10 protein-coding genes are annotated in these 12,225 nt (G+C 41.9%); 5 read left to right on the top strand and 5 right to left on the bottom strand.

The window, feature by feature from the left end:
- Positions 1-23 precede the first annotated feature (23 nt).
- Together fabZ and WKU33_RS14415 are read left to right on the top strand one after the other, a co-directional pair.
- The gene (gene fabZ / locus WKU33_RS14420) at positions 24-443 is read left to right on the top strand and encodes a 3-hydroxyacyl-ACP dehydratase FabZ (protein WP_156854297.1); all 420 of its coding nucleotides are present in this window, start codon (positions 24-26) and stop codon (positions 441-443) included.
- 113 nt (positions 444-556) lie between these two features.
- Positions 557-835 carry a hypothetical protein gene (locus WKU33_RS14415; RefSeq protein ID WP_336251692.1) on the top strand — a complete coding sequence of 93 codons (279 nt, stop codon included), beginning with the start codon at positions 557-559 and terminating at the stop codon, positions 833-835.
- 291 nt (positions 836-1,126) lie between these two features.
- Here WKU33_RS14415 and zwf read toward each other — a convergent pair whose 3' ends face one another.
- The 4 genes from zwf to WKU33_RS14395 form a co-directional block, all read right to left on the bottom strand.
- Positions 1,127-2,602: a glucose-6-phosphate dehydrogenase gene (gene zwf, locus WKU33_RS14410; protein ID WP_156854301.1), complete on the bottom strand. Its 1,476-nt coding sequence runs from the start codon at positions 2,600-2,602 to the stop codon at positions 1,127-1,129.
- Between the two features lie 280 nt (positions 2,603-2,882).
- Complete coding sequence (locus WKU33_RS14405; protein ID WP_156854303.1) at positions 2,883-3,320, bottom strand: threonine/serine exporter family protein; 438 nt, start codon at positions 3,318-3,320, stop codon at positions 2,883-2,885.
- Positions 3,321-3,332: 12 nt separating this feature from the next.
- Positions 3,333-4,085, bottom strand: a complete 753-nt coding sequence (locus tag WKU33_RS14400; RefSeq protein ID WP_340455292.1) for a threonine/serine exporter family protein — start codon at positions 4,083-4,085, stop codon at positions 3,333-3,335.
- 246 nt (positions 4,086-4,331) lie between these two features.
- Positions 4,332-4,736 (bottom strand): hypothetical protein, encoded by a 405-nt coding sequence (locus WKU33_RS14395; protein ID WP_156854305.1) that lies wholly within the window; start codon positions 4,734-4,736, stop codon positions 4,332-4,334.
- Between the two features lie 433 nt (positions 4,737-5,169).
- Here WKU33_RS14395 and WKU33_RS14390 point away from each other — a divergent pair, with 433 nt between their 5' ends.
- Positions 5,170-6,264 (top strand): glycosyltransferase family 4 protein, encoded by a 1,095-nt coding sequence (locus WKU33_RS14390; protein ID WP_340455290.1) that lies wholly within the window; start codon positions 5,170-5,172, stop codon positions 6,262-6,264.
- 279 nt (positions 6,265-6,543) lie between these two features.
- Entirely contained in the window at positions 6,544-10,335 is a 3,792-nt protein-coding gene (locus WKU33_RS14385; RefSeq protein ID WP_340455288.1) for a S8 family serine peptidase, read from the top strand.
- Between the two features lie 190 nt (positions 10,336-10,525).
- Here the strand turns inward: WKU33_RS14385 and WKU33_RS14380 are convergent, their stop codons facing one another.
- On the bottom strand, positions 10,526-10,804 hold the full coding sequence (locus tag WKU33_RS14380) for a hypothetical protein (RefSeq protein WP_340455286.1): 279 nt from the start codon (positions 10,802-10,804) through the stop codon (positions 10,526-10,528).
- 163 nt (positions 10,805-10,967) lie between these two features.
- On the opposite strand from WKU33_RS14380, the gene WKU33_RS14375 reads away from it, so the two are divergent.
- A complete protein-coding gene (locus WKU33_RS14375; protein ID WP_340455284.1) occupies positions 10,968-11,687 on the top strand; it encodes a glycerophosphodiester phosphodiesterase in 720 nt (239 codons plus the stop codon).
- The last annotated feature ends 538 nt before the right edge of the window (positions 11,688-12,225 follow it).

Here is a 12,225-nt window from a genome sequence, read left to right as displayed (position 1 = left end):
TGGTGAAAAGAGGAGATTAAAACATGAATACGGAAGAAATTAAAGCAATTATCCCGCACCGTTATCCATTTTTATTAGTCGATAAAATTGTAGAGATGGACGAAGCGAAACGCGTGGTAGGCATTAAAAATGTAACAATCAATGAACCGTTTTTCCAAGGACATTTTCCCGAATATCCGGTCATGCCAGGCGTGCTGATTGTTGAGGCAATGGCCCAAGTTGGTGCAATTGCAGTGCTGAATAAGGAAGAGAATAAAGGGAAAATCGGCTTCCTCGCAGGACTGGATAAATGTCGTTTTAAACGTCAAGTAAAACCAGGAGACCAACTGCGACTTGAAGTGGAAATTACACGGATGAAAGGGCCGATCGGGAAAGGGAAAGGCCGGGCAACCGTTGATGGTGAGCTAGCTTGTGAAGCGGAGATTACATTTGCGATTCAGTAGGGAGTGTGTTAGGAGGAGCGATATCGTCTTTTATGTGTATAATGTATGACTTTCGGGTAAAGTGGTTATGCTAAATTCGAGCAACTACTTTAAGGAAAAGGAGGCATACACAGATGATGAATAAATGGCTTCTCCGTATTGGTTCACTTGCATTAGCACTTACATTGATCACAGGGTGTGCGACAAATAACGACAACAATGACAATAATGATAACGAACCAATTGACGAAACACCACGTGACCAAAATGATGACAACCAAGGTAACATCGACGACGGAACCAATGGTAATAATGGCGACAATGGCGACAACAACGACAACGAAGACATAATCGAAAGAGACGACACAGAAAGAGAAAAAGAACTCGACAGAGACGACACCCGCCAGAGATAATGAGCGCGGCGGGACATGGGGTCAGAGCAACTGTCCCAGATAGAACGCAGATGGCGGGACATTGGGGTCAGTGTAATTGTCCCACTTAATAAGAGTCCCATCGTCATCGCATATATAATAAAAAAATGGGTCATTCAAGAAATCATCTTGAATGACCCATTTTTATAGTTCCGGGACAAAAGCTCTGACCCCGCGTCCCGCTAAATCTGGGACAGGAGCTCTGACCCCGCGTCCCGCTCCAACCCCGTGTCCCGCTAAATCTGGGACAAGGTCTCTGACCCCGTGTCCCAGCTAAACTTCCCACCAGTGGTTGCCGTCTTGGTTGAGGAGTTCGTCTGATTTTTTCGGTCCCATCGAGCCGGATTCATAGTTCGGGAAGTTCGGCTGTTCATCTTCCCAAACTTTTAAGATCGGGTCGATGTATTGCCAGGACAACGCAACTTCATCCCAATGTGTAAAGTTTGTCGCGTCACCAATCATGCAATCATATAGAAGTTTTTCATACGCTTCTGGCGTGTTTATTGCTGGCATCGCGCCTTGTTTATAACTAAGCTCAATCGGCTCCGCAAGTGCCTCAGAACCAGATTTTTTCGCATTCAGATAAAGGGCGATTCCTTCATCCGGCTGAATATTAATGACAAGCAAGTTCGGATGATGTTCCCGCTCACTCTTAAAATACAGGTTCATCGGGATATCTTTAAATTCAATGACAATCTTCGTCCGCTTTTCTGGCATTCGTTTTCCAGTTCGAATATAGAACGGAACCCCAGCCCAGCGGTAATTATCGATTAAAATTTTCCCAGCCACGAACGTCTCTGTATTGGAAAAGATGAGATCCTCCGATTCTTTTCGATAACCGGCGACCTCTTTATCATTTACAACACCGTGTCCATACTGCCCGCGGACATAATACTCATGAACCTGATCTAAGTCAAGTTCCCGAAGCGCACGCATTACTTTAATTTTCTCCGAACGAACTTCATCCGTTGTCAGACTGATCGGCGGTTCCATCGCAAGCAGCGCAACCATTTGCAGCATATGGTTCTGCACCATATCCCGGATCGCCCCTGAATCATCGTAATAGCGCGACCTGTCCTCCACCCCGAGCGTTTCACTCGACGTAATTTGGATATTGGAAATAAATCGGTTGTTCCACAAGTGTTCAAAAATTCCATTCGCAAACCGGATAACTTCAATGTTTTGTACCATCTGTTTTCCAAGATAATGGTCAATCCGATAGATTTGCTCCTCATCAAACGCTGCCCGAATTTGGTTATTCAACTCTTTTGCCGAATCCAAATCATGACCGAACGGCTTTTCAATAATCAAGCGTGTCCAGCCCGGCGTTTCTTTCAAGCCGTATTCCTGCAGGCTATTTGCAATCTGTCCGAAAAATTCCGGCGCCATAGCCAAATAGAATAACCGATTTCCTTCTGTGTCGTATTGTGATTCAAGCTGTTCCACTAATTCTTTCATGCGGTCGTAAGCTGTCTTATCCGTCACATCAAAGGATTGATAGTGGAAATGTGACGCGAAATCATCCAACTCCTCGCACTCACCAAATGCTTGTTCAACCGATTCCTTTACATTATCGCGGAACACCTCATTGGACCATCCTCTACGTGCAAGTCCAATTACGGCAAAATCTTTACTAATCGTATTATTCCGCAAAAGGCGGTATATGGAAGGGTATAGCTTACGTTTAGCTAAGTCACCTGTTGCTCCAAATATTGTAATTAAAACTTTTGGCTTTATTTGTTCACTCATCAAACTTCCCTCACTTTATTGGAATAAAAATTATCGCAGTGTAACTGGCTGTAAGACTCCTACTTCAAACTTTAAAGTGGGAGATCCGCCCTTCCAGTAACGGCTCGATTATTTTATTAAACATTCCGTTAGGTTAAAAAGTAAACCCCGCAGAATGAAGTTTTATTTTATTGTAATGGAGTTTAGAAATTTAGCAATAGATACGAACTGAAAGTCAGTGAATTGTTTAAAAGAAAAAATATTCAGAAGTGTGTACTGTTTCAAGCTGAAGTTATTTATCTTATTTATGAACCGACAGTTTCACGACAACTTGCCGGATGACCTCTGAAAACATTAATCCAATCGCAATTCCACCAGCAAGCAATGCAACCTCAACCGATAGCTCAATTGCTGTCGTATAATCATTTTCGACAAAATGACGCATCGCATTATATGCAAGCCCACCTGGCACGAGCGGGATGATTCCGGAAATATTGAAAATGATAATCGGCACTTTAAACAGGCGGGCACAGAAATAACTGAGCACCGATACAAGCATCGCTGCAAAAATCGTCGCTGGAACATTATTCATAACCGCTGGTGTCAGAAAATAATAAAGCATCCAGCCGGACATCCCAACGAATCCGCATTGAATGAGGGCTCTTTTCGGGGCGCTGAATAAAATTCCGAATCCGCTTGATGCAATGAAGCTTGTAATAAGTTGTGCAAGTATCGTCAAAAGAACCCCCTCCTAGACAAAAGCGAATAGCAGCGACACACCAGCACCGATCGAGAACGCGGTCAATGTCGCTTCGACACCTTTAGATATTCCAGAAAGCAGATGTCCCGCTACCATATCGCGAATGGCATTCGTAATATGGAGCCCAGGAACGAGCGGCATCACTGCTCCAATAATCACTTTATCGAGTTCCAAAGCAAATCCATAATGAATCAACAGATAAGAACTGATTCCAATGACGAAAGCACCGAAGAACTCCGCCAAATAACGGATTTCAAGAAGACGGTCCATCCCAGCCATTACCGCAAAGCCAAGCCCACCGGCAATACAGGCTGGAAGGAAATCAGTCCAGGTCCCCTGAAACATTATGACAAAACAGCCGCTCACGAGCGCAGCAATTATAATCTGCAGCCAAACCGTATAAACAGGAGGGGCCGCTTCAATTTTTAGCAGTTTGCGGTATGCCTTTTCCGGGCTTAATTCCCCGGCGATGATTTTCCGGGAAATACTATTCACTTCGGCTATTTTATGCAAATCAGTCGGGCGCTTTAAAATCCGCACAAAGTTATTCACTTCAGTCATCCCAGCTGAGAAATTAATCCCAGTAGGTGTAGCATGACTCTGCGCACTCTCGACGCCAAAGGCATGCGCCATCCGATTCATCGTATCCTCCACCCGATGCGTCTCCGCCCCGCTCATCAACATAATCTTCCCAGCTATCATACAAACCTTCACAATACTATCCCGATCACCCGAACCAACCACCAAACCAACCCCCTCAAAAAAAACACCTACCCAAATCATACACCGGGATACAGGGTCAGGGCAACTGTCCCAGTTTGAGCGGGACATTGGGGTCAGAGGCACTGTCCCAGGAGGATGCCTTTTTGGGGTCAGTGCTGTTGTCCCAAACTTCAGTGGGACACTGGGGTCAGGGCATCTGTCCCGCACAGAACAAAAAAGACACTCATCGGAACGAGTGTCTCCTTATGTAGCCATCTATTCCACACATTATCCTTGCACCGACAAAAATAAAAACACAAGCGCAATAATAGGAATGGCATTCGACATCATGATCGCAATCATCGAAAAGCTAGTTACAACCTGCTTGCTGTCCTCATCAGTACCTACAGCTCGCTGCAAGAAGACAAAGAAGACCGAGAACGCAATTAACATAATAACAATAATAACAGGTAGATAAATCTGATCCACCGGCACCGGTTCGACATTGACGAATCCTAGGATAAGTAAAACAATCGGTAATGCTTCAATGAGTGCCGTACTAATGAAGAAATTTTTATGTACTTCAGCAACTTGACTCGGATTTTCCTTGAGTCGTTCTACATTTTTCTTATACATCATTAAAATACCAAATACTGCAATAGCGGCTGCTATTACAAAAATATACAGTCCCATAGAAATCCCCCCTATTCTTATGTATCGTTGTCTCCCATCCTTATTCTAACAAAGCGATTGCCCCAATAATAGTCCCCAAATTATTCAAAATTCAATTGAACTGGGTGATATACCGGCACAAGAGCCTCTGACCCCATGTCCCGCCCCTAAATCGGGACAAGAGCTCTGACCCCGTGTCCCGTCCCTAAACCGGGACAAGAGCTCTGACCCCGTGTCCCGCCCTTAAATCGGGACAAGAGCTCTGACCCCATGTCCCGCCCCCAAAACCGGGACAAGAGCCTCTGACCCCATGTCCCGCTCCAAATCGGGACAACGCCTCCGTCCCCATGTCCCGGTATCCTCACGGTTAAATTTGCCCAATCAACCTTTCTTTCGTTATAATTTAATCGATACGTGTAAATTGTTTGTTGAATATGTTAATTAGGAGAATATTATGTTTAACTTTGTCGATCTAGCTATTGCTTTTACGATAGCTTTAGTTTCATCTTTTGTTTTAACCTATCCAATAAAGCGATTTTCCATTTGGGTTGGTGCGGTTGACTTTCCGAATAACCGCAAAATACACAAGAAAGTTACGCCTCGGCTAGGTGGACTTGCGATCTTCTTAGGGGCTTTACTAGGAGGCTTATATTTATTTCCACGACATGAACATATGCCAGAAATATTTTTCGGTGCTTTGGTAATTGTCATTACAGGTGCCCTGGATGACCGTTTTGATATTAAACCGATTGCAAAACTAACAGGCCAGCTCGTTGCTGCATCTTTTTTAGTATCATCGGGGCTGATTATTGAACGGATTACCATACCCTTTATTGGCATGATTGACCTCGGATTTTTTAGTGTGCTTATTACCGTCCTTTGGGTTGTTGGAGTAACCAACGCAATAAATCTAATTGATGGATTAGATGGACTAGCTACGGGTGTTACAACAATTGCTTTGGTTAGTATTTTCATTATGGCAATTATTGATGGCCAACTTATTGCTGCATCTTTAAGCATTGTCATTATTGGATCGAATCTCGGGTTTCTTTATCATAATTTTTATCCGGCTAAAATTTATATGGGAGATACGGGCTCGAACTTCCTCGGATACATGGTTGCAGCAATATCAATGCTCGGCTTATTTAAAAACATTGCTTTCTTTAGTTTTGTTGTACCAATTATCGTACTGGCAATTCCAATTTTTGATACATTAGTTGCCATTGTTCGAAGGGCATATAACAAGAAAAGTATTATGACAGCCGATAATAAACATATCCACTATCAGATGATTAGGGCAGGCTACAGTCATCGACAAACAGTACTCATCATGTATGTATTTGGAGCTGTTTTCGGTGGACTAGCAATTCTCTTTTCAACTGTTAGTACAAAGTTCTCTCTTGTCGTAAGTATTTTCGTTCTATTTTTCCTCCATATAATTTCTGAACTTGCCGGTATTGTACTCGGAGGAAAACGACCAGTTATTGATTATCTGCGTAAACTTAAATGGAAAATCCATAGAAAGCGGGATAGCAGGGACAGCATCTGACTGTCCCCTTTTTTTATGGGACAATTGCTCTGACCCCTGTCCCCCTCCACCGAACTTTGACATTTATTCTGATTCCCCGATGGCCTACTATTTACCTGTAAAGCAGAATTTAAGAAACTTTCCTACTATTACTTTGTACACTAGTGTAGAATTTTGTAATTTCATAAAATTGTTTTATCAGAATTTTTAGATGTGTGCGAAGGGGGATGAAGAATAGGAATAAATGGAGAGTGTTGTTACAATTTAGACGCTTAAATTTTAATTCATAGGGGGAGAAAAATGGGGAAAAGATTATCTGTTTTAATTGCTGTAATTTTATTAGTTTTTAGCAACGTTTCATATGTAAATGCAATGGTGAAGGAGTTGCCAGGACAATTAAACCAGAAAACTGAAATTACAGCGGAGCAATCTGAATCAATTAAAGATACGGTGGATCCCAATAAAGATGTGCGTGTCATTATAGAGCTTGATGATAAAGCACCGATTGAAATAGCGACAACGCGCGGGATGAAATATGAAAATTTAACAGAACCAGAAAAAGATAAATTAGAAAAAGCAGTAATTACGCAACAAAAAGAAGTAAAAGATAGTATTAAAGCGGAAAAGATTGAAGTCACAGAACTCCAGGAATTTACAACAGTTGTAAATGGATTTAGTCTGGAGGTAAAGTATGCAGATATTGAAAAAATAGCTGAACTTCCAAACGTTAAAACAGTACACATGGTAAATGAATACGAGCGTCCAGAAGTGAAGCCTGATATGGTTTACAGTAAAGAACTGGTCGAAGCGCAGCAAGCTTGGCGAGACTACGGTGTCAAAGGGGAAGGGATGGTTGTTGGAATTATCGATACCGGGATTGATCCAACCCACGACGACATGATACTTACAGATAATGAAACTGGTAAACTGACGGAAAATTTCGTTAACAAAAAGATAGAATCGGAGAATTTGCCAGGTCAATATTATACAGACAAAATACCTTATGGCTATAACTATATGGATGAAAATGATGAAATTAGGGAAAAACATGCAACTGCTAACTATCATGGTATGCATGTTGCAGGAACAGTTGGGGCTAATGGGGAAGAAACAGACGGTGGTATTTTAGGGATTGCACCTGAAGCACAGCTTTTAGCATTAAAAGTTTTTGGAAATGATCCAGATATGCAATCAACATTTGGCGATATTTATATTAAAGCAATTGATGACGCAATCAAACTAGGTGTAGACGTACTAAACATGAGCTTAGGGAGCGCTGCAGGCTTTGTCAGTGAAGACTCACCAGAACAACAAGCTGTAACTCGTGCCGTAAATAACGGTGTACTGATGTCGATATCTGCAGGAAACTCAGCACTTTTCGGTGACGGCTATTTCTACCCATATGCATCTAACCCAGATTATGGGGTGGCTGGATCACCTGGTGTTTCGACTGATTCCCTCCAAGTCGCATCTTTTGAGAATACGTTTATGGATGTTGATGGCTTAGAGTATTCCATTGATGGAGAAATAGGAGAAGCAGCATTTTTATCAGCGGGAAGCACCCATCCTAACACTATCGATCAAAAAGAATTTGAAATCGTTGCAGCAGGACTCGGTTATCCAGAAGACTTTGAAGGTAAAGATGTGGACGGAAAGTATGCACTCATCCAACGTGGAGGTAATCCATTTACGGAAAAAGCATTAAATGCTCAAAATAGCGGTGCAGCCGGTGTAATCATTTATAACAATACAGATGGTATTGTAAATATGCAAACAGATCCAGAAATTACAATACCACAACTCTTTATGCTAAAGAGTCACGGAGATCTCCTTGCCGAAGCAGCACAGGCTGGACAAGCAGTCACTATTACCTTTAACGGTGAAAAAACAACAATTGATAATCCAGATGCAGGCAAAATGAGTGATTTTAGTTCATGGGGGCTAACACCGAATCTTGATTTCAAACCAGAAATCACAGCTCCGGGCGGGCAAATATTATCTACATTGAACGACAATCAATATGGTTTAATGAGCGGAACTTCTATGGCTGCTCCACATGTAGCTGGTGGTGGAGCTCTTGTATTAGATCGAGTGGATAATGAATTTGGTTATGACAATGCGGATCGTGTTAATTTTGCTAAAAATATTTTAATGAACACAGCAACGCAAATTGAGTTTGATGATGCCCCCGTTTCACCGCGTCGACAAGGTGCGGGAATGATGCAATTACATGCGGCTCTTTCTACTCCAGTAGTAGTGACGGAAGCAAAAACAAACGAAGCAAAAGTAGCATTAAAAGATTTTACAGAAGATAAGGTAACATTTGAACTGATAGCAGAAAATTATACAGACGAGGCTGTAACATATGAAGCGAGTGTAAACGTCCAAACGGATACTCCGGTTGACGCCGGTGATATGTTTGTTACGGCACCGAATTTATTTGGAGCACTTGATCTTGGAGCATTGGCAACAGTCAATGGAGAACAGGTGGGAACGGTTCAAGTGCCGGCACAAGGTAGAACATCCATCACGGTATCAATTGATATGAGTTCGGTGGATGCTGATTTGCAAGAGATTTATACAAACGGATATTGGCTGGAAGGATTTGTTACGCTAACTGATCCGTCCGATACAAATCCAAATTTAACTGTTCCATATGTTGGTTTTAAAGGCGACTGGCAAGATGCACCAATATTTGATGAACCGTTATGGGATGAATCCTCCTATTATGGCGTAACAGGAGTCGTAACTAGCGACGGAGATGGAAACTATGAATTTTTAGGAGAAGATTTAGCCACAGGAGATATTGATCCGGAAAAGATAGCATTTTCACCAAATGGCGACGGTATTCAGGACGATTCTTTCCTGATGCTTTCTCTCTTACGTAATGCCAAAGAAGCTAGCTTTCAAGTGCTTGATGAAGATCAGGAAGTAATTCGCACAATCAGAAAGGAATCGGACCTGCGAAAAAATTATTATGATAACGGAAGCTCCCCACACTATAGTTTGTCAAGTACTTGGGGATGGGACGGTAAAGTGAATGGTAAGCTAGCTTCAGAAGGTCAGTACTACTTACAAGTAGAAGCAGCAATTGATTATCCAGATGCCGAAGCACAAACACTGACAGTACCAGTCATTCTCGATATAACAGAACCTGAAGTCGATGCAAAAATGGACCAAGATGAAAATTTAGTTACAGTCGAAATGGATGATATGGACGGAAGTGGTATTGCTTATTGGGATGTGCTTGTGGACGGTGAATCCGTATTAGAAGAGCCATATGTAAATGGCGAAAGCGAGCATCGGTTTAGTGAAGCAGTTGATTTCGACAATCAGGTCGTTACAGTAGTAGCAGTTGACTATGCGGGGAACAAAGCGGAGGAAGAAGCTCAGCTCGTGGAAAAAGACACGACACCTCCAGATTTACGTGTAACTACACCGGAAGTTTTTGGCGTGGAAACATCTAAAGTAGTAGAAGTCACAGGATTCGTAACAGATGAATCGGGAATACGTGAAGTAACGGTTGATGGGAAAGAGGCCGAGCTCATTTTTGATGAGGAGAAAGATCGTTATCACTTTACATTTACAGTGGAATATAAAAAAGATGGTTATTACTTGAACAAGATTAAAGCAGTGGATAACGCTGGAAACGAGGCCGAATTCAGTCGTAGATACTTTGTCGATTCAACACCTGCAAGTTTAAAAGTGAATGCAAAGAAAAAGACAAAGGATGACACGGTTATATTAAAAACACATATTAAAGATGAATTCGACCAGATGGATGTATTCATTAATGGTGACCATGTATATAATAATGAACTCTCTCAACCATACGGAAGTAATAAATTTAATGAAAAACTAGAATTCGAACGAGCATTAGATGAAGGGGAAAATGTATTTGAAATTAAAGTAGTTGACTTAGGAGGACATGAAACAATTGAATACGTGACCGTAGAAAAACAGCCTGAAAAAGGAAAGCCGAATAAACCTGGAAAACCAGAAAAACCCGGATTTTCCTTACGTGATATTCTTGGAAAAGTGACAAACATCGTATCGAGTATATTCAACAAGCTCTGGACGATATTTGGCTAATTGAAAGTAGGGCTCTCTCTTTGCGGTTCCTAAGCAGCTTTTATAAGAACCGGATAGAAGTATAAAAGACCGCCACATCGGAAACATGATATGAATCGATCGGATTCTTATTAACCAAATTTTTGATGAAAAATAGAGGGTATGCATCTATACTAGGCCGCATACCCTCTAATCACTATGCAAAATTCACCTAAGTCCACGCAAGATATATAATTACACCAATATTAAGTAACGTGATAACGAGCGCTATACTAGGAATCAATTTCTTTTCTCGCTTCGAGACAAATGTAACAATGCTCATCACAATAGACACGATTAGTCCAACAATAATAAAAATTGCGATGATATCTGTCACCGTTTCACTCGAAGATTGCGCAACCGGACCAAGCAAGATCATGGACAAACTTGTTACGATGCTCGCAATCAGGAAAATATAACTTTTCCATGAAGTAACTTTACTATCCCACACCGTCACTTCCTCCTCTACTAGAATCTCCTTTTATTTTATACCGTTTTTCTTCTCCATTTACAAACATTTATTCTCCAATTCATCCAAAATTAACATTCCCTGGGTATAATCAAAAGTAATGATGCATAGAATCGATATGTAGCCCAATCGAGAGGAGAATTTAATGAAAATACAGGCTGTTGCGGAGCGCGGTTATCCAATACAATTTCCCGAGAATACATTGTCTTCTTTTCAGGCAGCAATCGATTTGAACTTTACCCATACAAAATTGGAGGTGCATCTGACGAAAGATGGTATCCCCGTCGTCATGCGTGATACGACCATCGACCGTGTAACAAGCGGTCGCGGTGAAATCAATCAATTCACCTATGCGGAATTGCTTGCTTTCCCGATCAATCATGATGAACGAATTCCCACCCTCGCAGAAGTCATCCATTTAACAAAAGGCAAAATAAAAACTGCCATCGAAATTAAACAGAGCGGTTTCTATTACGGTCTGGAGGAGAATGTGTATGATATCATCCGCCAGCATCAAGCAATGGAAGATGTTTTCATTATTTCGGAAAATCATCATTCACTCGCTAGACTGCGCATATTATCGAAGCAGATCAAACTTGGCTTACTTAGGGAAAATCCAGGAATTCATGATTTCTTCTTACTGAAAGAACTCATGGCATCTTATTATATGCTTAAGTTCGATTTTCAAACGGTTCAACAGCTCGATCTCGCTGTTCTTAAACGGATGGGCATCCAGCCGATTGTCGGTACCGTCCAAACGATTGAAGAAATGAAATTCATGCAAAACTATCCAGAAATCCTCATATCCACAACCGAACTGGAGAAATACCAAACAATCGCCCACCCCAAAACAATCACTATTTAATCGGGACATCGGGGTCAGAGCACTTGTCCCAGCTTGGTGGGACATTGGGGTCGGAGGCATTGTTCCAGTTTGGTGGGACAGAGGGGTCAGAGGCATTGTCCCAGGTTAGATTTTATAGAGGAAGGGCGGGCTTCTATGTTTCTAGAAGAGATAATTCGTCGTGAAGGAAACCTTGTGCCTTAGAACAACTACCATTTACAGTGAAGGCCATTCTATCTTCCATTTGCCGTGTTCGTTCGCTATAAAAGGACTGATCCACCCGCTCTCCGCCCTGCAATAACATTCAGCCGCTAGAAAGTGCTCTGACAACTCCATCTTCCCGAATGCACTACCATCATATAAAGTTGGAACTGCCTCCCGTTTGAATCCCCAATAATCTGAATTTTAACTAATAAATAGAAATCCTCCCTGAAATCATTGCCCTCTATTTGAAATGGAATGGAACGAATTGTGAAAAAATGGGACAGGTACACTGACCCTAATGTCCCAACTGGGACACTTGCTCTGACCCCGATGTCCCGCTCACCAACTGGAGCAA

It is taken from the genome of Oceanobacillus sp. HCA-5259 (assembly GCF_037892815.1).
Classification (GTDB): domain Bacteria; phylum Bacillota; class Bacilli; order Bacillales; family Amphibacillaceae; genus Oceanobacillus; species Oceanobacillus indicireducens.
The sequence above is the reverse complement of the archived record's forward strand: the minus strand, read 5'-3'. Positions and strand labels throughout refer to the sequence as shown.

What these genes read in the sequence shown, in the direction of transcription:
- WKU33_RS14395 (WP_156854305.1), bottom strand. Translation starts at nt 4,736, where the DNA reads ATGGGACTGTATATTTTTGTAATAGCAGCCGCTATTGCAGTATTTGGT.
- WKU33_RS14375 (WP_340455284.1), top strand. Translation starts at nt 10,968, where the DNA reads ATGAAAATACAGGCTGTTGCGGAGCGCGGTTATCCAATACAATTTCCC.
- WKU33_RS14415 (WP_336251692.1), top strand. Translation starts at nt 557, where the DNA reads ATGATGAATAAATGGCTTCTCCGTATTGGTTCACTTGCATTAGCACTT.
- WKU33_RS14390 (WP_340455290.1), top strand. Translation starts at nt 5,170, where the DNA reads ATGTTTAACTTTGTCGATCTAGCTATTGCTTTTACGATAGCTTTAGTT.
- WKU33_RS14385 (WP_340455288.1), top strand. Translation starts at nt 6,544, where the DNA reads ATGGGGAAAAGATTATCTGTTTTAATTGCTGTAATTTTATTAGTTTTT.
- fabZ (WP_156854297.1), top strand. Translation starts at nt 24, where the DNA reads ATGAATACGGAAGAAATTAAAGCAATTATCCCGCACCGTTATCCATTT.
- zwf (WP_156854301.1), bottom strand. Translation starts at nt 2,602, where the DNA reads ATGAGTGAACAAATAAAGCCAAAAGTTTTAATTACAATATTTGGAGCA.